General features: G+C 70.3%; 21 protein-coding genes. 12 read left to right on the top strand and 9 right to left on the bottom strand.

Annotated elements, in window-relative coordinates:
* Positions 1–79 precede the first annotated feature (79 nt).
* Positions 80–1,063, top strand: coding sequence for a DNA polymerase III subunit delta (gene holA, locus AB0N02_RS15200; protein ID WP_363946383.1), 984 nt, complete (start codon positions 80–82; stop codon positions 1,061–1,063).
* On the opposite strand, the gene AB0N02_RS15195 is transcribed toward holA, so the two are convergent.
* Positions 1,060–1,992 (bottom strand): EamA family transporter, encoded by a 933-nt coding sequence (locus AB0N02_RS15195; protein ID WP_363946126.1) that lies wholly within the window; start codon positions 1,990–1,992, stop codon positions 1,060–1,062. The genes holA and AB0N02_RS15195 overlap by 4 nt on opposite strands.
* Before the next feature lie 92 nt (positions 1,993–2,084).
* On the opposite strand from AB0N02_RS15195, the gene AB0N02_RS15190 reads away from it, so the two are divergent.
* Positions 2,085–2,639 (top strand): MarR family transcriptional regulator, encoded by a 555-nt coding sequence (locus AB0N02_RS15190; protein ID WP_363946124.1) that lies wholly within the window; start codon positions 2,085–2,087, stop codon positions 2,637–2,639.
* A 198-nt stretch (positions 2,640–2,837) separates the two neighbouring features.
* Here AB0N02_RS15190 and rpsT read toward each other — a convergent pair whose 3' ends face one another.
* Positions 2,838–3,110 carry a 30S ribosomal protein S20 gene (gene rpsT, locus AB0N02_RS15185; protein WP_363946122.1) on the bottom strand — a complete coding sequence of 91 codons (273 nt, stop codon included), beginning with the start codon at positions 3,108–3,110 and terminating at the stop codon, positions 2,838–2,840.
* Positions 3,111–3,378: 268 nt separating this feature from the next.
* Positions 3,379–4,383 carry a hypothetical protein gene (locus AB0N02_RS15180; RefSeq protein ID WP_363946121.1) on the bottom strand — a complete coding sequence of 335 codons (1,005 nt, stop codon included), beginning with the start codon at positions 4,381–4,383 and terminating at the stop codon, positions 3,379–3,381.
* 74 nt (positions 4,384–4,457) lie between these two features.
* On the opposite strand from AB0N02_RS15180, the gene lepA reads away from it, so the two are divergent.
* Positions 4,458–6,296, top strand: coding sequence for a translation elongation factor 4 (lepA, locus tag AB0N02_RS15175; protein ID WP_363946119.1), 1,839 nt, complete (start codon positions 4,458–4,460; stop codon positions 6,294–6,296).
* Positions 6,297–6,408: 112 nt separating this feature from the next.
* Here the strand turns inward: lepA and AB0N02_RS15170 are convergent, their stop codons facing one another.
* Positions 6,409–7,686, bottom strand: coding sequence for a glycoside hydrolase family 18 protein (locus AB0N02_RS15170; protein ID WP_363946117.1), 1,278 nt, complete (start codon positions 7,684–7,686; stop codon positions 6,409–6,411).
* A gap of 206 nt (positions 7,687–7,892) precedes the next feature.
* Between AB0N02_RS15170 and hemW the strand changes: the two genes are divergently transcribed.
* Positions 7,893–9,104, top strand: a complete 1,212-nt coding sequence (hemW, locus tag AB0N02_RS15165) for a radical SAM family heme chaperone HemW (protein ID WP_363946115.1) — start codon at positions 7,893–7,895, stop codon at positions 9,102–9,104.
* A gap of 312 nt (positions 9,105–9,416) precedes the next feature.
* On the opposite strand, the gene AB0N02_RS15160 is transcribed toward hemW, so the two are convergent.
* The 3 genes from AB0N02_RS15160 to AB0N02_RS15150 all read right to left on the bottom strand — a co-directional run bounded on the left by AB0N02_RS15160 (position 9,417) and on the right by AB0N02_RS15150 (position 11,886).
* Complete coding sequence (locus AB0N02_RS15160; protein ID WP_363946113.1) at positions 9,417–10,085, bottom strand: DUF4870 domain-containing protein; 669 nt, start codon at positions 10,083–10,085, stop codon at positions 9,417–9,419.
* A 25-nt stretch (positions 10,086–10,110) separates the two neighbouring features.
* Complete coding sequence (locus tag AB0N02_RS15155; protein ID WP_363946381.1) at positions 10,111–10,926, bottom strand: DUF3097 domain-containing protein; 816 nt, start codon at positions 10,924–10,926, stop codon at positions 10,111–10,113.
* Positions 10,927–11,115: 189 nt separating this feature from the next.
* A complete protein-coding gene (locus tag AB0N02_RS15150) occupies positions 11,116–11,886 on the bottom strand; it encodes a hypothetical protein (protein WP_363946111.1) in 771 nt (256 codons plus the stop codon).
* Positions 11,887–12,071: 185 nt separating this feature from the next.
* Here AB0N02_RS15150 and hrcA point away from each other — a divergent pair, with 185 nt between their 5' ends.
* From hrcA to AB0N02_RS15135, 3 genes are all read left to right on the top strand, one after another.
* Positions 12,072–13,085, top strand: a complete 1,014-nt coding sequence (hrcA, locus tag AB0N02_RS15145) for a heat-inducible transcriptional repressor HrcA (RefSeq protein WP_363946380.1) — start codon at positions 12,072–12,074, stop codon at positions 13,083–13,085.
* Positions 13,086–13,097: 12 nt separating this feature from the next.
* The gene (gene dnaJ / locus AB0N02_RS15140; protein ID WP_363946109.1) at positions 13,098–14,240 is read left to right on the top strand and encodes a molecular chaperone DnaJ; all 1,143 of its coding nucleotides are present in this window, start codon (positions 13,098–13,100) and stop codon (positions 14,238–14,240) included.
* Between the two features lie 138 nt (positions 14,241–14,378).
* Entirely contained in the window at positions 14,379–15,110 is a 732-nt protein-coding gene (locus AB0N02_RS15135) for a 16S rRNA (uracil(1498)-N(3))-methyltransferase (RefSeq protein ID WP_363946107.1), read from the top strand.
* Between the two features lie 287 nt (positions 15,111–15,397).
* Here the strand turns inward: AB0N02_RS15135 and AB0N02_RS15130 are convergent, their stop codons facing one another.
* Entirely contained in the window at positions 15,398–16,054 is a 657-nt protein-coding gene (locus AB0N02_RS15130; RefSeq protein ID WP_363946106.1) for a hypothetical protein, read from the bottom strand.
* A complete protein-coding gene (locus AB0N02_RS15125) occupies positions 16,051–16,530 on the bottom strand; it encodes a SigE family RNA polymerase sigma factor (RefSeq protein WP_184719763.1) in 480 nt (159 codons plus the stop codon). The genes AB0N02_RS15130 and AB0N02_RS15125 overlap by 4 nt, the downstream gene beginning before the upstream one ends.
* Positions 16,531–16,827: 297 nt before the next feature.
* On the opposite strand from AB0N02_RS15125, the gene AB0N02_RS15120 reads away from it, so the two are divergent.
* From AB0N02_RS15120 to AB0N02_RS15100, 5 genes are all read left to right on the top strand, one after another.
* Positions 16,828–17,178, top strand: coding sequence for a histidine triad nucleotide-binding protein (locus AB0N02_RS15120; protein WP_363946378.1), 351 nt, complete (start codon positions 16,828–16,830; stop codon positions 17,176–17,178).
* Between the two features lie 92 nt (positions 17,179–17,270).
* Positions 17,271–18,347, top strand: coding sequence for a PhoH family protein (locus AB0N02_RS15115; RefSeq protein WP_363946105.1), 1,077 nt, complete (start codon positions 17,271–17,273; stop codon positions 18,345–18,347).
* On the top strand, positions 18,344–18,826 hold the full coding sequence (gene ybeY / locus AB0N02_RS15110) for an rRNA maturation RNase YbeY (RefSeq protein ID WP_363946103.1): 483 nt from the start codon (positions 18,344–18,346) through the stop codon (positions 18,824–18,826). Before AB0N02_RS15115 ends, ybeY begins: the two co-directional genes overlap by 4 nt.
* Positions 18,823–20,127 carry a hemolysin family protein gene (locus AB0N02_RS15105; protein ID WP_363946101.1) on the top strand — a complete coding sequence of 435 codons (1,305 nt, stop codon included), beginning with the start codon at positions 18,823–18,825 and terminating at the stop codon, positions 20,125–20,127. The genes ybeY and AB0N02_RS15105 overlap by 4 nt, the downstream gene beginning before the upstream one ends.
* A gap of 478 nt (positions 20,128–20,605) precedes the next feature.
* Positions 20,606–21,247 (top strand): hypothetical protein, encoded by a 642-nt coding sequence (locus tag AB0N02_RS15100; RefSeq protein ID WP_363946100.1) that lies wholly within the window; start codon positions 20,606–20,608, stop codon positions 21,245–21,247.
* The last annotated feature ends 8 nt before the right edge of the window (positions 21,248–21,255 follow it).

Below are 21,255 nucleotides of genomic sequence, written 5' to 3'. Positions count from 1 at the left end.
CATCCCGAGTGTGCCGTAAGTCGCCTGCAGATGAATTGCGAATCGCTTGTCGATTGCGATCGGGCCGTCGGTCCGTGGCATGCTGCTGAGCATGGTGGCGACCAATCCAGCACCGGTGACCCTGATAGTCGGCGACGAGGAGTTGCTGGCGGACCGAGCGGTGGGCGAGGTGATCGCCGCGGCGCGCGCGGCCGACTCGGGGGCCGAGGTGCACGACCTGGTCGGAGGGAAGGTCGAGCAGGGGGAGCTGACCCGGCTGACCTCGCCGTCGTTGTTCGGCGACCGGTCGGTGGTGGTGATCCGCTCGGCCCAGGACCTCGTCAAGGACGTCATCGGTGAGGTCGTCTCCTACACCGCGGACCCGTCCGAGGACACCGTGCTGGTCCTGGTCCATCCCGGTGGGGTCAAGGGCAAGGCGCTCGTCGACGGGGTCAAGAAGGCCGGTGCCCACGTGATCACCGTCACCAAGGTGACCAAACCGGCCGAACGGCTCGCGTTCATCAAGGCCGAGCTGAAGCGGGCCGGGCGCACCATCGGCGGTGACGCGGCGGCCGCCCTGCTCGACGCGGTGGGCAACGACCTCAGGGAGCTCGCCGCCGCCTGCAGTCAGCTCGCCTTCGACACGCCGGGCAAGACCATCGACGAGGCCGCGGTCACCCGTTACCACCGGGGACGGGCCGAGGTCAGCGGGTTCACCGTGGCGGACTCCGCCGTCGAGGGCCGCCTGGGCGACGCTCTGGAGCAGCTTCGCTGGGCACTCGCCACGGGTACGGCCCCCGTCCTGCTGGTGAGCGCGATCGCCGGTGGCCTGCGCTCGCTGGCCAAGGTGGGCGGCGCCCCCCGTAATCTGCGCGGCGGTCAGCTGGCCAGCCACCTCGGCATGCCGCCCTGGAAGATCGAGCGGGTCCAGCGTCAGCTGAACGGGTGGGGCCCCGACGGCATCGCCCGTGCGATCCAGGCGGCCGCCGCGGCCGACGAGCAGGTCAAGGGCGGGGGCGCCGATCCCGCCTACGCTCTGGAGCACATGATCCAGACCGTGGTCGCCAGCCGGACGGGGCGTTAGGAGCCCGTCTCGCTGTTCTCGCGCACGCGCGGCCGGGGCGCTGGAGGCGCCGCCGTACGGCGCTGGGCGCGTGCGGGCAGGGAGAGCTGGCCGGCGGCGGCCGCGGTGAGGGCCAGCACGAAGCCGATGAGCTGGAGCGGGCTCAGCGACTGGCCGAGAACGATCCAGCCCACCAGTGCCGCGGTGAGCGGGCTGAGGACGCCGAGCAGGGAGACCTGCAGGGCGGCCAGGCGGTTGATGCCGCGAAACCACAGGCTGTAGGCGGCGGCCGTGCCGACGAGGCCCAGCCAGAGGTAGCCGCCGACGGCCGCGCCGTCCAGTGCGGGCGGTGGTCCCTCGAGGGCGAGGGCCACCGGGGCGATCATGAGGCCGCCCGCGGTGAGCTGCCAGCCGGTGAGGGCCAGGTCGCCCACTCCGGCGGGCTTTCCCCACAGGCGGGTGAGGACGATTCCGGTGGCCATGCCTGCCGAGGCGATGACGCCCGAGACGACACCGAGCATGTCCAGGGCCGCGTTGGCCCTCAGCACCACGAGGGAGACGCCGGCCGCCGCCACCACCCCCGCGGCGACGCGGTGGACCGGGACGTTCTCGCGGAGCACGGTGCGGGTGAGCAGGGCGACGATGATCGGCTGGACGGAGCCGAGGACCGCGGCGACGCCGCCCGGCAGCCGGTAGGCGGTCAGGAAGAGAAGGGGGAAGAACATGCCGATGTTCAGTGCGCCCAGCACCGAGGCCCGCCACCACCAGCTCCCGTGGGGCAGTGTGCGGGTCGCGGCGATCAGGAGCAGCCCGGCGGGAAGCGCGCGCAGCAGGGCGGTGAGCAGCGGGCGATCGGGCGGGAGGAACTCGGTGGTCACGATGTAGGTGGTGCCCCAGACCACGGGGGCGAGAGCGGTCGTCGCGACGAGGACGGCGCGTGGTGCGGGCATGGGGGACTCTTCTCCTGTCTCTTGCTCTCCAAGAATACTTAGCATTAATTAACTTATCACTAAGTTATTTAGTCACAAGATACGCTGGTGCCATGAAAGAGGACCCGGTCGACAGGATCGTGGCGCAGTGGCGGCGGGAGCGACCCGACCTGGACTCATCGCCGATGGCGATCTTCGGGAGGATCTACCGGATCTCCCGGATCATGAGCGACCGGGTGGCGGCGATCTATCGGGCGTACGGCATCGGCCGGGGCGAGTTCGACGTGCTCGCCACCCTCCGCCGCGCGGGCGCGCCGTACACGCTGTCGCCGAAGGAGATGACCGCCACCCTCATGCTGACCTCGGGCGGCATGACGGGGCGGCTGGACCGGCTGGAACGCGCTGGTCTGGTGACCCGCGCACCCGACCCCGATGACCGCAGGGCGTTGCGCATCGGCCTGACCCCCAAAGGGCTCGAGGTCATCGACAAGGCGGTCGTGGCGGGGTTGCGGCCGCAGCACGAGGCGCTGGCCGTGCTGCCGGAAGACGACCGTAAGCGTTTCAGCGGGTTGCTGCGGGACCTGCTCGGCGAGTTGGAGCGTGGCGAGCCGGAGTGCGCGAACGACGGAGGGAGACAGCGGGAGCACGTGCCGGGTTCACGTGAGTGAGCGCGTGCTCTCCGGGCCGTGCCGGGCCTCAGGTCATGCCGGGCCGTCTCGGTGTCGTGCCGGGCTGTCCCGGCCGGAACGCTCGCCCGGGGTGACTCCGGGGCCGCTCGTCTGAGACGGCGCCGGAACCGCTCACCTTGGGAGAACGCCAGAACGCCGCACCCCCACAGGGGAGTGCGGCGTCCGGAAGAACCTGGCTTACTTGGCGGCGGACAGGGCGGCGACGCGCTGGGCGATCGCCGACTTGCGGTTCGCGGCCTGGTTCTTGTGGATCACGCCCTTGCTGGCAGCCTTGTCCAGCTGGCGGGAGGCGGCGCGCATGAGAACGGCGGCCTCCTCGACGTTGCCCTGGTCGGCGGCCTCGCGGAACTTGCGGACGGCCGTCTTCAGGGAAGACTTGACAGCCTTGTTGCGCAGCCGGGCCTTCTCGTTCTGCCGGTTGCGCTTGATCTGGGACTTGATGTTCGCCACGAAGAAGCCTCGGTGAATGTCGTTGGAGTGGGGCGCGCGGGCAGAGAGGGCGCGCCACACGCAGTTGAATAGGCTACCAACCACCCGGGCGATCGCTCAAATCGACAGCCTGGGCAGAGGGATGCTCGGACAGCGTACCGTGCCCTTGTCGCGTGCGGAACCACGCACCGCCGACGGCTCCGGAATCCGGCGGCTCCCCGCGGTCCGGAGTCCCGTGGCCTCCGGGGCCTCGAAGGGCGGGACGGGGCTCTCAGGGGCGGGATGCGTCTCAGGGATGGAACCAGGCGCGGTCGTACTCGGCCCAGTCCTCCTCCGTGGCGGCGAAGTCGACGTAGAGCGCCAGCCCGAACCGCTCACGTCGTGTCCCGTGTGAGGTCAGCGCGAGCCGGGCGCCCTGGGCGGCGGTCGCGACGCTCTCCGCCCCGTCGCTCCACGACACACCGTGGTCGTGGTAGGCGGGAGCGCCGATCAGCACGGTCTTCTCCTCCGGCACGAGCTCCAGTGCCAGGGCGGCCTGCCGTACGACATGGCCGCCGTAGAGCAGTTCGGAGGGGAGGTAGGAGTCGTAGGTCATGATCGCCACCTGGTCGGTGAGGCCGGTGACCGCCTGGAAGTAGGCCGGCGACCAGTACTTGTCGTGGCCTATCACCATGCGCAGGGCCGGGCGGGTGAGCGGGAACGGCTCGATCTGGGGGGTCGAGACGGACAGCAGGCCCCCGCCGACGATCGGGCGCGTCCGGGTCAGCAGGTCCAGGAAGTCGGCGTCGTCGTTCCCGACCGGCTCGAAGTCGTAGTGCACGCCGTCGAAGCCCACCGCCATGACGGCGCGGGCGCCGTCCAGCACGCGCTGCCGGGTGGCCGGGTCGCCGAGGTTCAGCCGGCCGCCGTTGACCTTCTGCCCGAGCCAGGCCGACACCCGGATCTTCGGCAGTTCGGCGCGCAGCCGCTTCAGGAAGTCACCGGCCTTGGGATATTTCGCCGGGGGAAGCGTGCCGTCGAAGTCGAACGGGCCCGAGTGGACGTAAAGGTCCTTGATGCCGGTCTTGCGCAGCCGTACGGCCAGGGCCTTCACGTCGTCGGCGTTCTTGCGGCCGTCCACCCACGCGTGGCCGAGCCACAGGGCGTCGTGTCCGCCGCTCTTCGCCCACGCGGCGGGTGTCCCGGTAAACTGGATCGTAAGGGTGGCCGCGGCCACCCCCGGCAGCACAAGGAGCAGGGCCGCGACCGCTACGAAAAACCGCAGGCCGCGCCGTGCTCTGGTCCGGGTAATCACCCGGACATGTCACCATGGAGAACGGCTGGTATGCCAGTCGTAGATCGTCATCAATCCCGTCGAAACGGACCACGGTGCGTAATCAGCCTGGCCAGACCGATCCCGCGGTGATCCGCAACTTCTGCATCATCGCGCACATCGACCATGGTAAGTCGACGCTTGCCGACCGCATGCTGCAGATCACCGGCGTGGTCGACGACCGTTCCATGCGCGCCCAGTATCTCGACCGGATGGACATCGAGCGCGAGCGTGGCATCACGATCAAGTCGCAGGCGGTCCGCCTGCCGTGGCGGGTGAACGACGCCGACTACGTCCTCAACATGATCGACACCCCCGGGCACGTGGACTTCACCTACGAGGTCTCCCGCTCGCTCCAGGCGTGCGAGGGCGCGATCCTGCTGGTCGACGCCGCGCAGGGGATTGAGGCGCAGACCCTGGCCAACCTCTACCTGGCCATGAACAACGACATGACGATCATCCCGGTGCTCAACAAGATCGACCTTCCGGCCGCACAACCGGAGAAGTACGCCGCGGAGATCGCCCACCTCATCGGCTGCGAGCCCGAGGACGTCCTGAAGGTCTCCGGCAAGACCGGCGTCGGCGTCCGGGAACTGCTCGACCACGTGGTCGCCAGCATCCCCGCCCCGGTCGGCGAGGCCGACGCCCCCGCCCGCGCGCTGATCTTCGACTCCGTCTACGACACCTACCGCGGTGTGGTCACCTACGTCCGGGTCATGGACGGTCACCTGGGCAAGCGCGAGCGCATCCTGATGATGTCCACCGGCGCGGCCCACGAGACCCTGGAGATCGGGGTCATCTCTCCCGAACCCAAGATCGCCGACAAGGGGCTGGGCGTCGGCGAGGTGGGCTACCTGATCACCGGCGTGAAGGACGTGCGCCAGTCGCGGGTCGGTGACACCGTCACCTCCGGCGCCCGGTCCGCCACCGAGCCGCTCAGCGGCTACGAGCACCCCAAGCCGATGGTCTTCTCCGGCCTCTACCCCATCGACGGAGACGACTACCCCGAGCTCCGCGAGGCGCTGGACAAGCTCCAGCTCAACGACGCCGCCCTGGTCTACGAGCCGGAGACCTCCGCGGCCCTCGGCTTCGGCTTCCGCTGCGGCTTCCTCGGGCTGCTCCACATGGAGATCGTCCGGGAGCGCCTCGAGCGCGAGTTCAACCTCTCGCTCATCTCCACCGCGCCCAACGTCGTCTACCAGGTGATCATGGAGGACGGCAAGGAGGTCACCGTCACCAATCCCTCCGAGTTCCCCACGGGCAAGGTCGACAAGGTCTTCGAGCCGATGGTGAAGGCGACCGTGCTGGTCCCCTCCGAGTTCATCGGCGCCATCATGGAGCTCTGCCAGAACCGCCGGGGCAACCTTCAGGGCATGGACTACCTGTCGGAGGACCGCGTCGAGATCCGCTACACCATGCCGCTCGGCGAGATCATCTTCGACTTCTTCGACCAGCTCAAGTCCCGCACGCGCGGCTACGCCTCGCTCGACTACGAGCCCGCGGGCGAGCAGGAGTCCGACCTGGTCAAGGTCGACATCCTGCTCCAGGGCGAGGCCGTGGACGCCTTCAGCGCCATCGTCCACAAGGACAAGGCCTACGCCTACGGTGTCGAGATGGCCAAGAAGCTCCGCGAGCTCATCCCGAGGCAGCAGTTCGAGGTGCCGATCCAGGCCGCGATCGGCGCCAGGGTCATCGCCAGGGAGAACATCCGCGCCATCCGCAAGGACGTTCTCGCCAAGTGCTACGGCGGTGACATCTCCCGTAAGCGCAAGCTGCTGGAGAAGCAGAAGGAAGGCAAGAAGCGGATGAAGATGGTCGGCCGCGTCGAGGTCCCCCAGGAGGCCTTCGTCGCCGCGCTGTCCACCGAGTCCTCCGCGGACAAGACGAAGAAGTAACCGTGAAGGTCCCCTGTCCCGGCGGGACAGGGGACCTTCACGTGGTGCGGGTGGTGCGGGCGGGGTCGCGGACAACCCAGGATCCGCGGCCCCACCCGGTCTAAAGGGGCGCTCAGCGCAGGATGCTGTAGAGCGCCGAGGTCAGCGAGCCCTTGGCGTCGTCCTGGTCGATGGACCACATCATGGAGCCGCCGAGACCCTTGAGGCGGATGTAGGCGGCCTTCTCGCGCACCGTCGTCGGGTCGTCGTAGGACCAGAACTCGTTGCCGTCGTAGAGCCAGTTGGCGCCGGTCCGCACGTCGCGGTAGCGCTTGCCGGGCTTGTTGACCAGGTTCTTGTAGTCGTCGGTGCCCGCGGCCCAGGTGCCCTGGGCGGGTCCGGTGGCGGGCTTGTACAGGCCGTCGCCGCCCCCGGTGACCCCGGTCCAGCCCTGGCCGTACGCCGGGATGCCGACCACGATCTTCTGCGCGGAGGCGCCGCGCGTCAGATAGTCGCGGACGGTCTGGTCCACGCTGTACTTCACCGTGTTGGGGTCACGCCGGTCGGTGAACAGGTTGCCGTTGTGGCCGGTGGCGCTGTCCCACGAACCGCGCAGGTCGTAGCCCTGGATGGTGGCGAAGTCGAGGTTCTTGAAGACGTCCCGGACCTCGAAGCCCGCGTCGATCTTCGGTCCTCCCGCGGGGAGGAAGGCCGTCAGCTCGCTCCGCCGGTCGAACCGGTTGAGCTGGCGGCGCAGCTCGGTGGTGAACAGGGTGAAGTTGCGCTTGTCCTCGGGCCTGACGACGTTGCCCTCGTTGGCCTCGGTCCCCGGCCACTCCCAGTCCAGGTCGATGCCGTCGAACACACCCGCACCGGTGCCGGGCGCGGTGCCGGGCAGGTTGCCCTTGAGCCACAGGTCCACGCAGGAGGCCGCCAGCTTGGCGCGGCCCTCGGCGGTGAACACCGCGTCCGAGAAGTACTTCGAGCCGCTCCAGCCGCCGAGGGAGATCAGCGCCTTGAGGCCGGGGTGCTTGGCCTTGAGCTTCTTGAGCTGGTTCAGGTTGCCGTTCAGGGCCTGGCCCTCGGCGTCGGCGACGCCGTCCACGCTCTGCTCGGCGGGCACCGGGCGCTGCCAGTCGGCCCAGGCATCGGTGGAGATGCACTCGCCGCCGGCGCTGACGGCGCCGAAGGCGTAGTTGATGTGGGTCAGTTTGGCCGCGGCACCACTGGTCTCGACGTCCTTGAGGTGATAGTTACGACCGTAGATGCCCCACTGGACGAAGTAGGCGACCCGCTTGAAGCGGTCACCGTGGTCCGGGCGGGACTGGGCCTGGGCCGGCACCTGTACGGCCAGCGTCGTGAGACCGGCGGCCAGGGCCGCGGCGAGCGTGTTCCGGAGGAGTCTCTGCACGGGCTTCTCCACGTTGCCTTGGGGGGGACAACTTATAGGAAACTTTCCTTTAAGTTTTCCCGGATCGTAGACCTGGGTGATCTACCCGTCAACGGTCTGCCGGGGATTGGTCGTCCAAGTGCAGGCCGCCGCGGTGCGGGTCGTGGTCCGGGCTGTGGTCCGGGCTGTGGTCCGGGCATCACGCCGGGAGCGGCAGACTTGGAGTCGTGCCATCCACACTTCCCGACGGCGAGCCCGTACCCCCCTCGGGCAGCCTCCCCGGCAGCGCCCTCCACGGCCTGGGGGAGCGGCCCTTCGGTTTCTACGTCCATGTGCCCTTCTGCGCCACCCGCTGCGGCTACTGCGACTTCAACACCTACACCGCCTCCGAGCTGGGTCCGGGAGCATCGCAGAAGGACTACGCCGAGACCGCGGCCGAAGAGGTACGGCGGGCGCGGGCCGTCCTCGGCGACGTGGACCTGCCGGTCGAGACCGTGTTCTTCGGCGGTGGCACGCCGACCCTGCTGCCGGCCGCGGACCTGGTCCGGATCCTGGGTGTGATCGGGGAGGAGTTCGGTCTCGCCCCCGGCGCGGAGGTGACGACCGAGGCCAACCCCGAGTCGGTCGACCGGGCCTACCTGGAGGAGCTGCGCGGCGGCGGGTTCACCCGGATGAGCTTCGGCATGCAGAGCGCCGACGAACACGTGCTGCGCGTGCTGGAGCGCCGCCACACCCCCGGCCGGCCCGCGGGTGCCGTACGGGAGGCACGCGAGGCGGGCTTCGACCACGTCAACCTGGATCTCATCTACAGCACGCCGGGGGAGAGCGACGACGACTGGCGCGCCTCGCTGGCCGCGGCGATCGAGGCGGGTCCCGACCACGTGTCCGCCTACTCGCTGATCGTGGAGGACGGCACCAGGCTGGCCGCCAGGATCCGGCGCGGGGAGCTGCCGATGCCGGACGACGACGTGGCCGCCGACCGCTACCTCATCGCCGACGCCATGCTCACCGAGGCCGGGTTCGAGTGGTACGAGGTGTCGAACTGGGCGGCCTCGGAGTCGGGGCGCTGTCGGCACAACCTCCTCTACTGGACCGGCGGCGACTGGTGGGGGGTCGGCCCCGGCGCGCACAGCCACGTCGGCGGCACCCGGTGGTGGAACGTCAAGCACCCGGCGGCCTACGCCGGGCGCCTGGCCTCCGGTGTCTCACCCGCGCACGCGCGCGAGGTGCTGACCGCCGAGGACAGGGCGGTGGAACGGCTGATGCTGGAGCTCAGGCTCGCCCAGGGGTTCCCGCTGAAGGAGATCCGGCGGCCGCCGGTGGTGGCCAGGGCGCTGGCGGACGGCCTGCTGGAGGTGGAGCCCTTCAAGACGGGCCGCGCGGTGCTGACGCTGCGTGGACGCCTGCTGGCCGACGCCCTGGTGCGCGACCTGACCTGAGACGCGCGGCGGGGGAGCGCCGTCGCCGGAGCGGGCGGCCCGTTCGGGCGTCGGAGGGTCCGGGCGTCGGAGGGCGGGCGGCACCGTGGCGGGTGGCACCGTGGCGGGCGGCACCGTGAGGAGGTCGCCGGACGGCGGAGCCAGGGGCGTTCACCGGCACGGCCGCGAAGACGAGGAGGGCCCGCTCCGGGAAGGTGTTTTCCGGAGCGGGCCCTCCCCACGCGCCGGAAGGCGGGCCGAAGCGGGGCCGAAAGCCCCACGCGCCGGAGGGCGGGGGCCGAAGCAGGGCCGAAAGGCGGCCGAAGGTGTGCGTCAGCTCACGAAGCGGATGTTCATCGGGTAGCGGTAGTTCTCACCGCGATAGGCCGCGATGGCGGCCATGATCATGAAGATGAGCGATCCGATCCAGACCACCAGTATCAGCAGGAAGCCGATCAGCACGAAGGCCAGCACCCAGGAGACCATGTAGGCGATCATCAGGGTGAGCTGGAAGTTGAGCGCCTCCGCCGCCTGGGAGCGCACGTAGGGGGACTCGTCCTTCTTGGCGAGGTAGAGCACCAGCGGGCCGATGAAGGAGGTCAGCAGCCCCAGCAGGTGGGCGAGCATGGCCATGGTGGTGTCGTCGGTGCCGGGGCGCGGGCCGTACGTTCCCTGGTATCCGTAGCCGCCGTACGCGCCGGCGCCGGCGTACGGATCCTGATAGCCGTAGGCGCCCGGGCCGTACGGCTGGGCGGGCGGCGGGGGGTAGTAGCCCGGCCCCTGGGCCTGCCCCGGCTGGGTGTAGCCGGGCTGCGGGTGGCCCGGCTGGGTGTAGCCGGGCTGCGGGTGGCCCGGCTGGGTGTAGCCGGGCTGCGTGTGACCGGGCTGGGGGTGGCCGGGCTGGGGGTGGCCGGACTGCGGCGGGCTCGTATACCCGCCCGGATGTCCGCTGTGGTCGCCACCCGCGGCCTCGTGCCGCGGATCCTCGGAACTGTCGCTCATGGCCCCTCCTGACGGGGTACGGGGATCAGCCATCCTGGCTGGGAACGGTCACGAAGTCGATCAACTCTTCGACCGGGCCGAGAAGGTCCGGCTCCAGGTCCGCGTAGGTGGTGACCGATCCGAGAACACGGCGCCACGCGTCGGCGGGTTCCAGGTCCCAGCCCAGCGCGGCGATGACGCCTTCCTTCCAGGGTACGCCGCGCGGCACCGCGGGCCAGGCGGGAATCCTCAGCGCCGAGGGCTTGACCGCCTGCCAGACGTCCACGAACGGGTGTCCGACGATCAGCACGTGGGGCGAGGAGACCTGGGCGGCGATCCTGCTCTCCTTGGAACCGGGGACCAGGTGGTCGACGAGCACGCCCAGGCGGCGCTCCGGGCCCGGCTCGAACTCCTCGACGATCGAGGGCAGATGGTCGACGCCTTCGAGATATTCCACGACGACGCCCTCGACGCGCAGGTCGTGACCCCAGACCTTCTCCACGAGCGCGGCGTCGTGCACGCCCTCCACGTAGATGCGGCTCTCCCTGGCGACCCGGGCCCGCAGGTTCTCGACCGTGATGGAGCCCGACGCGCTGCGCCTGGGCTCCCGTGGCCCGGCGGCGGGCCGTACCAGCGTCACCACCTCGCCGTCGAGGAGGAACGCGGCGGGCTCCAGCGGGAACAGCCGCCGCCGCCCGAACCGGTCCTCCAGCGTGACGGCCTCCTTGTCGCAGGCGACCACGGCGCCGCAGAAGCCGCCGTCCGCGTCCTCGACCACCAGGTCGAGCTCGGCGGGGACCTGTGGGATCTTCCCCTTGAGAGGGCGCCGCCAGTTTCCCGCAAGCACGTCACGCTCGTACATCACCGACCGTCAACCGCCTCTCGCCAGGGATCAAATGGACGGTAGCAAAAGCCTCCGACGACCGCCGCGCACTCGGGCCGCCGTTCCGCGTGGTTTCGCTCCGCCGTCCGCCGTCCGCCGTCCGCCGTCCGCCGTCCGCCGTCCGCCGTACGGCTCCGCTCCGTCATCCGCCCCGCGGCCCCCGGGCCGTCACCCGCCGTACGGTCCCGGGTGTCCCCACTGACCGGCCGCCGCGGCCGCCTGGCGCCTGCGGGCGCCGCTCCGCTTGACCAGCACGACGATCGTCACGATGACGGCCAGCAGGAAGCCGATGCTCGGCACGCCGATCAGTATGAGCGTGCCGCCGACCACGGAGGTCGCGACGATCTCCTTGCCCACGCCGAACTTGGCGTCCGTGGCCTCGCCCGACGTGGTGCACGTCAGCGGGTAGTCGCCCGCCTTGTCCACCCCGATCCGCAGGGCCAGCTCCCACAGGACGCCGTCCCTGGTCACGGTCTGCTGTATGCCGGGCTGCTGGAGGCGGACCGTCCCCGGGTCGCCCTCGAGCTCGCAGTTGAACTGGGTGCCCTTGGCGGCGGAGACGTAGATGGCGGGCTTGTCGGCCGGGTCGATGCTGACCGTCGTCTTCTGGCCCGAGCCGAACGACGTGGCGGGCGCGGCCTCGGTGACCGCGCTGAAGATGCCGCCCGCGAAGCCGCCGATGCCGATGATCACGCTCAGCACGAACAGCAGCCACACACCGACGATCCAGCCGATGCCGGGCTTGACCTTCACCTTCGGCGGCGGGCCCTGCGGAGCTCCGTAGCCGGAGGGCGGGTAACCGTAGGAAGGAGGGGCGCCCTGGTACTGCCCGCCGCCCTGGTAGGGCTGCGTGGGCTGGCCGTAGGGCTGCTGGGGGGCGCCGTAGCCGGGGACGCGTGCGGTGGCGTCACCCGAAGGGGATCCGAAATCATTGGACATATACCGAATTGTGGGGCTTGACGCTTGGATGGCGATAGCAGATGACTTGACACTGGCTTGTTCCTCGTCATCCTGGTGCCGTGTTATCGCACCCCGGAGGCGGGAGCCGTACACTTGGCACTCGGGAACACAGAGTGCCAGACCTGACGTTTTCCCGTCCGAGCGCAGGTAGGGAGGTGAGCACGTTGGTTGACGACCGCAAGCTGGCGGTCCTACGCGCCATCGTCGAGGACTACGTGTCCACCAACGAGCCGGTGGGTTCCAAGGCTCTCGTGGAACGCCACAACCTGGGTGTGTCGCCCGCGACCATCCGTAACGACATGGCGGTGCTGGAGGAGCAGGGTTACATCGCCCAGCCCCACACCAGCGCGGGCCGAGTGCCCACGGACAAGGGCTACCGGCTGTTCGTCGACCGCCTCTCACAGGTGAAGCCGTTGTCGGGCGCCGAGAAGAGGGCCATCGAGACCTTCCTCGCGGGCGCAGTCGACGTCGACGACGTCGTGATGCGCACGGTGCGCCTGCTGGCCCAGCTGACCCGGCAGGTCGCCGTGGTCCAGTACCCCACGCTGGGCGACTCCAAGGTCCGCCACGTCGAGCTGGTCCCGCTCAGCGAGCGTCGGCTGATGTTCGTGCTCATCACCAACACCGGGCGGGTCGAGCAGCGCGTGGTCGAGCTGCCCGACGTGATCGACGAGAACCGCGTGGCACATCTGCGCGCGATCCTCAACGCCTGCCTGGACGGCTGCGGGCTGGCCGGTGTCCCCGACAAGGTCGCGGACCTGCCGGACCGCCTTCCGGCGGAGGACCGGCCGCTCGCGGCCACGATCCTGTCGGTGCTGCTGGAGTCCCTGGTGGACCGGCACGATGAGAAGATCGTTTTTGCCGGGGCCGCCAACCTCGCGGGGGCCGACTTCACCGTCGGGCTCCGCGACGTGCTGGAGGCCCTGGAGGAGCAGGTGGTGCTCATGCGCCTGCTCGGTGAGACCTCGGACCTGTCGGCGCTGACGGTGCGGATCGGCTCGGAGAATCCCTATACGGGTCTTCAGGGCACGTCGATCGTCGTCGCCGGATACGGTTCGGGGGACAGGCAATTGGCCCGGCTCGGTGTGCTGGGGCCGACACGTATGGACTACCCGGTCACGATGGGCGCGGTGCGCGCGGTGGCACGCTACGTCAGCCAGATCCTGGCTGCATCCTAAGAGGGCAACTAAGTGGCTACGAAGAGCGACTACTACGGCACCCTAGGGGTGCGGCGCGACGCCAGCGCGGAGGAGATCAAGAAGGCCTACCGCCGCCTGGCCAGAGAACTGCATCCCGACGTGAACCCCGATCCTGAGACCCAGGAGCGGTTCAAGGACGTCACGCAGGCCTACGAGGTGCTGTCCGACCCCAACAAGCGCCAGATGTACGACATGGGCGCCGACCCGTTCTCCTCGGGCGGCGCGGGCGCGGGGGGCTTCGGCGCGGGCTTCCCGTTCAGCGACATCATGGACGCCTTCTTCGGCGCGGCCGGCGGCGGCGGGGGCCGGGGTCCCCGCTCACGTGCCCGCCGGGGCCGCAACGCCACCATCAGGGTGGAGCTCGACCTGCGGGAGTCGGCCTTCGGCACCACCCGCGAGCTGGTCGTCGACACCGCGGTGCTCTGTGAGGTCTGCACCGGCTCGGGCGCGGCGCCCGGCACCCACCCCGACACCTGCGACGTCTGTCACGGCCGGGGCGAGGTCTCCCAGGTCACCAGGTCCTTCCTCGGGCAGGTCATGACCTCCCGCCCCTGCCCCCAGTGCGGCGGGTTCGGCTCGATCATCCGCAACCCCTGCCAGGAGTGCTCCGGCGACGGGCGGGTCCGCACCCGGCGGACCATCAAGGTCCGCATCCCGGCGGGTGTCGAGGACGGTACCCACATCCAGCTCGCCGGCGAGGGTGAGATCGGCCCGGGAGGAGGCCCGCCCGGCGACCTGTTCCTGGAGATCGTCGAGCGCCCCCACGAGATCTTCGAACGGCGCGGCGACGACCTGCACTGCACCGTGCAGATCCCGATGAGCGCGGCCGCGCTCGGCACGTCCCTGAGCATGGAGACGCTCGACGGCACCGAGGATCTGGACGTCCGCCCGGGCACCCAGTCGGGCCAGACCATCCCCCTGTACGGCCGGGGCATCCAGCGCCTCAACGAGACCGGCAGGGGCGACCTGCTGATCCACGTCAACGTCGAGACGCCCAACCGCCTCGACCCGGCGCAGGAGGAGCTTCTGCGCGAGCTGGCCAGGCTCCGCGGCGAGGAGCGCCCGCCGGGCAAGTTCGCGCCGGGGCAGCAGGGCTTCTTCTCCCGCCTGAGAGACGCCTTCAATGGCCGCTGACCCGGCTTCGGCGGTCACCGTCCCGGTGACCGCCGGCGGGACCGGCCCTGGGGCACGCCCGTGCCCGCGCACCGGGACGCGTCCGCACGCGGGGCCGGGTTCACACGGCGGGCCGCGTTCGCACACCGCCGAGGGCCGATGACGGTCCCGGTCTTCCTGGCCGAGCCGGACGACCTGGCCCGGCCGGAGTTCACCTTCGGCGGTCCCGAGGGGCGTCACGCGGCGGCCGTACGGCGGCTGCGCGCCGGAGAGCGGCTCGACCTCACCGACGGCGCGGGGACCGTGGCCGAGTGCGTGGTCCGGGACGCGGGCAAGGACTCGCTCCGCGTCGAGGTGCTGCGCCGCTACGACGTGCCCCCGCCGCGTCCCCGCCTGGTCGTCGTGCAGGGGCTGCCCAAGGGAGATCGGGGCGAGCTGGCCGTGGAGATGATGACGGAGGCCGGGGTCGACGTGATCGTGCCCTGGGCCGCCGTCCGGTGCGTCACCCAGTGGAAGGGCGAGCGGGCGGCCAAGGCGCTGGCCCGCTGGCGTTCCACGGCCCGTGAGGCGGGCAAGCAGTCCCGCCGCTTCCACCTGCCCGAGGTGACCGAGCCCGCGACGACCTCGGGCGTCGCCGCGCTGCTGTCGGCGGCGGCGCTCGGCATCGTGCTCCACGAGGAGGCCGCCTCGCCCCTGTCGTCTCTCGGCCTGCCGGACGACGGCGACATCGTCGTGGTGGTCGGGCCCGAGGGGGGTGTCGCCGAGGAGGAGATCGCCGCCTTCCGGGCGGCGGGGGCCGTGCCCGCGCTCCTCGGACCGACGGTGCTGCGCACCTCGACGGCGGGGGTCGCCGCCGCGGCGGTGCTTCAGGCGCGCACCGGCCGCTGGTGAGCCCCCGGGGCCTCGCCTGCCGTGTTCACGCTCTGCCGTGTGCACGCCCTGACGAGGACGCGCGCAGCAGGTCCCGGCGCGGGTGCCCGGGAACGTTCACCGGGCTGAGCGCCGCTCACCGGCGCCGATCCGGTCTGTCCCGCCGCTCACCGCACCGGCGCCCGGTCGGTCATGATCGGGGTGGAGGCGGACGGTCGTGGTGTCCGGTGCCGGTCCGCTCCGTACCGGTGCCAGGAAGGTCACGGGCACGGTGGAGGCGGACGGCCGCCGTGCCCCGGTTCCGGTGACTAGGGAGTCGTGGGAGCCGGGGTCGGCGGCTCCGCCGGCACGGGGGTCCGCTGGTCGACGGTCGTCGGGCAGTCGTTGACGGCACACGGAGTGTCCGAGGGGCCGCCCGTCTCCGCCGGTGTGGGAGCGGGTGTCTCCGTCTCCTCGCATCCCCTGGCCAGTCCCTCGGGCTCGACCGTGGTGCCGTTGGAGGGCGGCGTGGCGCAGGTGGGCGACGGTGACGGCTTCGGGCTCCGGGACGGTTTCGGCGACGGCTTCGGGCTCTGCGACGCGCTCCTGGAGGTGGTCGGCTCCGGCGCGGGCGAGGTGACGTCCGGCCTGGCGGAGACCGGGGGCTGCACGTCGTTCCGCTGGGGTCCCCGGGAGGTGGCCGCCATCTCCGGGGTGTTCGACACGGTGTACTTGACCTCGCCGCTGCGCACCTGCTCGGTCATCTCGTTACGGAGCTGCGGGACCACCATCACGATGGTGGCCGCGACGAGAACCGCTCCCGCGACAGAGGCTCCGGCGCGCCACCACATCAGCCCGCGGAGCCCCCGTCGTTCTATGCGGGCGCGGATGATCTCCAGTCCGTCTGGGGAGGGAACGACCGAGTTCGCCTCCGCGCTCAGGGCACGGCGGAGCAGCTCGCCGTACTCGTCGGGGGAGTCGGTCATGACAGTTGCTCCAGTGAGGTTCGTAGGGCGGCCATCCCGCGAGCCGTGTGGCTCTTGACCGCGCCTTTGCTGATGCCCATCGCGTGGGCGATCTGCGCTTCGGACAGGTCTCCGTAGTAGCGCAGGACCAGGGCCTCCCGCTGCCGGGCCGGCAGGCCGCGGAGCGCCTCGATGACGGCGGACCTCTCCAGCTCGCCGATCGCGCCGTTCTCGGCGCTGGGCGCGTCGGGCAGTCCCTTGGGCGCGTACTTCTCCACGACCGCCCGGTGCCGGAGCACGGAGCGCGAACGGTTGACGACCGATTGGCGCAGGTAAGCGAGTGCCTTGTCGGTGTCACGCAGGCGACGCCAGGCGCCGTGAATGGCGACGAACGCATCCTGCACGACCTCCTCCGCGGTTGCCATGTCGCGGACGAGCAACACTGCGAGACGCACAAGAGACCGATAGTGCGCGCTGTAGAGCGCGGTAACGGCCATGTCGGCGTCCCAGCCGACGGGCACCGCTCCCAGCGACCTGTCGGCCACGAGGGTCTCGGTGGTCACATCAGTGGGACGCTCGGCCTTCCCAGAGGGTTTACGCTCTTCCGGTTCATTAGGGGGCATGACCCAGTCGTGTTCCTCGCGAGGCGGCCATATCGTGCGAATCGCATGGTCTGTCGTTTGTTGAAGTTTTGCACACTCACCTTATCGGGGTGGATCTTTGTTTGCGGACCATGCACCATCACCGATTGACAACGGCGCACGGGGATCCCGGGGGGATAGGGTGCCTGCATGGTGAGCGAAGCCGACTGCCTGTTCTGCAAGATCGCGGCGGGGGAGATTCCCGCGAAGATCGTCCACGAGACCGAGCGCACCCTCGCCTTCAGGGACGTCAATCCCCAGGCGCCGACCCACGTGCTCGTGATCCCCAAGGGCCACTATCCGAACGCGGCCGCGCTGGCCGCCGCCGATGACGGGCTCGCCGACGAGGTGTTCAAGGCGGCGCACGCGGTGGCCGAGCAGGAGGGCATCGCCGAGCCGGGATACCGCCTGGTGTTCAACACCGGTCCCGGAGCCGGCCAGACCGTCTTCCACGTGCACGGACACGTGCTCGGCGGACGTGGTCTGACCTGGCCGCCCGGCTAGAAAAGGAAGGGCACGATCGCCGCGATCGCGGATACCATGGCGTAGAAGTCTGAAGCCGATATCTGGAGGCGAACAGGCCGAAAGGCCCGCCCATGTCCGAGACAAACGATTCCAGCAGAACATCACAGCCCAGGTCGAAGGGTCCCAGCCGGACTCAGGCAAAGGTGGTGATTCCGGACGACCATTCGATGGTGAGCCTGCTGGGCTCGCGCGACGAGCTGCTGCGAGTCGTCGAGGGCGCCTTCCGAGCCGACATCCACGTCCGGGGCAACGAGATCACGATCACCGGCAGCCCCGAGGAGAGCAGCACCGTGGTGCGCCTGTTCGAGGAGCTGGTCGAGCTCGTCCGCGGAGGCGCCGAGCTCACGCCGGACGCGGTCGAGCGCAGCATCGCCATGCTGCGGATGAGCTCCGACCGCCCGGCCGAGGTGCTCTCCCTCGACATCATCTCCGCGCGGGGCCGGACGATCCGCCCGAAGACCGTGAACCAGAAGCGCTACGTCGACGCGATCGACAGGCACACCATCGTCTTCGGCATCGGGCCCGCGGGCACCGGCAAGACCTACCTGGCGATGGCCAAGGCGGTCAGGGCCCTGCAGGAGAAGAAGGTCAACCGGATCATTCTCACCCGCCCGGCGGTCGAGGCGGGTGAGCGTCTCGGCTTCCTGCCCGGCACGCTCTACGAGAAGATCGACCCCTACCTGCGGCCCCTCTACGACGCGCTGCACGACATGCTCGACCCCGACTCGATCCCCCGGCTGATGGCCGCGGGCACGATCGAGGTCGCGCCGCTGGCCTACATGCGCGGCCGTACGCTCAACGACGCCTACATCATCCTCGACGAGGCGCAGAACACCTCGCCGGAGCAGATGAAGATGTTCCTGACGCGCCTGGGCTTCAACTCGAAGATCGTCGTCACGGGCGACGTGACCCAGGTGGACCTGCCCGGTGGCACGCAGAGCGGCCTCAAGGTGGTCCAGGAGATCCTCGACGGCATCCCCGACATTCACTTCAGCCGTCTGACCAGCGCCGACGTGGTGCGCCACCGGCTGGTCAGCGACATCGTGGACGCGTACGGGCGCTACGACGAGATACAGCGGCAGGCCGAGCCGCAGGCGATCAAGGGCGTGGTCAAGCGCCATCGGGGAAGAACGGTGAGCGACCGATGAGCATCGAGGTCAACAACGAGTCCGGCGTCGAGATCGACGAGGGGCTCATCGTCGCGCTGGCCGGGCACGTGCTGGAGCGGATGGACATCAACCCGCTCGCCGAGCTGTCCATCCTCGTCGTGGACGAGGAGGCCATGTCGGTGCTGCACGAGCAGTGGATGGGGGAGCCGGGCCCGACCGACGTGCTCGCCTTCCCGATGGACGAGCTGCGCCCCGGCCCCGGAAGCGGGGCCAGGCAGGAGGGCGACGCCCCCACCGATCCGGCGCTCCTGGGCGACGTGGTGCTGTGCCCGCAGGTGGCCGTCAAGCAGGCGGTCGAGGCGGGGCACAGCACCGAGGCGGAGCTGGAGCTGCTGTGCACGCACGGCATCCTGCACCTGCTCGGCTACGATCACGCCGAGCCCGAGGAGCACAAGGAGATGTTCGGCCTGCAGGGTGAGCTTCTCGAATCGTGGCGGGAGGTGCGCCCCCAGCGGTGAACCTCGCCAACGGGTGGTTGTTCTCAGCCGTCGTCCTCGTCGTGGTCGGCGGCCTGATAGCCAGCGCGGAGACGGCCCTGACCCGCATCTCGCGGGTGAGGGCCGAGGAGTTCGTCCGCGAAGGGCGCCGGGGCGCGGTGCGTCTGCAGACGATCGTCGCCGATCCGCCGCGCTACCTCAATCTGCTTCTCCTGCTCCGGCTGAGCTGTGAGCTGGTCGCCACGGTGATCGCCACGCTCCTCTTCATCGACTGGCTCGGCGACGAGGGCGGGGCCTACGCCGCGGCCGCGGCCGTCATGATCGTGATCAGCTACGTGATCGTCGGGGTCTCCCCGCGCACGCTGGGACGCCAGCACGCCGAGCCGATCGCCCTCGCCAGCGCCCCCCTCGTGTACGGCCTGACCAGGATCTTCGGCCCGCTGCCCAAGCTGCTCATCCTGCTGGGCAACGCCGTGACCCCGGGAAAGGGGTTCAGGGAGGGGCCGTTCACCTCGGAGGCCGAGCTGCGCGACCTGGTCGACCTGGCCGAGGAACGCAGGGTCATCGAGCCCGACGAGCGGGAGATGATTCACTCGGTCTTCGAGCTCGGCGACACCCTGGTCCGCGAGGTCATGGTGCCCCGCACCGACATGGTGTTCATCGAGCGCGGCAAGACCATGAACCAGGCCCTGTCGCTCGCCCTGCGCAGCGGTTTCTCCCGCATCCCCGTGGTGGGGGAGAACGAGGACGACGTCATCGGCATCGCCTACCTCAAGGACATCGTGCGCCGGACGCAGGAGACGGGGGGCGACAGCCGTACCGAGCAGGTCGAGACGATCATGCGCCCGGCCACCTACGTGCCGGAGAGCAAGCCGATCGACCAGCTCCTGCGCGAGATGCAGGCCCGCCAGATCCACCAGGCCATCGTCATCGACGAGTACGGCGGGACGGCTGGCCTGGTCACGATCGAGGACATCCTCGAGGAGATCGTGGGCGAGATCACCGACGAGTACGACCAGGAGGTTCCCCGGGTCGAGTCGCTGGACGACGGTTCGATCCGGGTGACCGCCAGGCTTCCCGTGGGCGACCTGGCGGACCTGTTCCACATCGAGCTGGAGGTCGACGACGTGGAGACCGTCGGAGGCCTGCTGGCCCACGCGCTCGGCCGGGTGCCGATCGCCGGCTCCGAGGCCGTCGTCGAGGGGCTCAGCCTGACGGCGGAGAGCCTCGCCGGGCGCCGTAACCGGATCGGCACGGTCCTGGTCCGCCGCATCGCCCCCGCCGAGCCCGACTCGGTCGGTGCCTCGGCCGGACACGACTGACCCGGTCCCACACCTCGTCCACTCCGTCGCGGAGATGGTCCCCGCCCCGTCGCGGTGCGTCGCGGTGCGTCGCGGCGGGGCGGGGCGGGGCACTCGTCCGTCCTGTCTTCGCCGGACCGGCGACCGGGTTCGGCGACCGATCCGGTGACCTCTCTCAAGCGGATCGCAAGCGTTCTGCAAGCGGCGCCTGCCACTCTCATCTCACGGCACCCGGTCGCGCGGGGGCCGATGGGGGTTCTCGACGCCGGGAGGGGTTCGCGGCGCGAGGAGTCTCCGGGGGGAAGAGTGCGTGAGGCGGTCGCCGGACGGCCCCACGTCTCTCGCTGAAGGGTGTTCTCGACCGCATGGGGGGGTTGAGGGCACCCTTAGGCGTTTCTCGATGATTGCCGCTTTTGGCGACGGGGAAGAAAGCGGATCGGCGGGGACAAGACACCTCGCACGTGACATCGGGGGATGAGTCATGACGCGGGGGATTCGTGTGGCGATCACGGCTGCCGTCTGCGGGATGCTGGCAGCGGGACCGGTGGCGTGCGGCGGTACGGCCGACCCCGGCGGAGAAAGGGCGAGCGCGGAACTGGCGCGGCTGCGAGGACTGCTGCGCGAGGAGGCGTCGGAACTGCCGGACGGCTTCTCCGCCCGGTCCCGCGACGGGTGGGTTCCGCCGTTCAAGGCGGCCGACAACGACTGCCAGCTCCTCTTCGACACGGCCGGAGGCATGCCCTCCCAGCGGGGCCGGGGGACGTGGGTGGCCGTGACCTACCCGGGGGACAGGGTGGGCGAGCTGGCCGGGGTCAGCCTGGCGTCCTACACTCCCGAGGACGCCAGGCTCCGCTTCACCCGGCTCACCCAGGCGCTGAACGGGTGCCGGATCGCGAGGACCTCCCTGGCGGGCAGGAGCACCTCCCTCAGGGTGTCCGGCCTGAACCTGGACGCGGCCGGTGCCGACGTGCAGGCCAGGCGGCTGCACGGGAGGCTCAACGGCTATCCCTACGAGATCCACATGGTCTTCGCCCTCGCCGGGCACACCCTGGTCTCGCTGGTGCACGCCGGGGTCGCGGGCGTCGACGCGGAGCGCACCGGGCAGATCGCCCGATCGCTGATCGGCCGGGCGGCTCTCTGAAGGGGCCG

The sequence above is a fragment of the Streptosporangium sp. NPDC051022 genome (genome assembly GCF_040683035.1).
Taxonomy (GTDB): Bacteria; Actinomycetota; Actinomycetes; order Streptosporangiales; family Streptosporangiaceae; genus Streptosporangium.
Note: the sequence above shows the minus strand (reverse complement) of the source record. Positions and strands in the feature narration are given on the sequence as shown.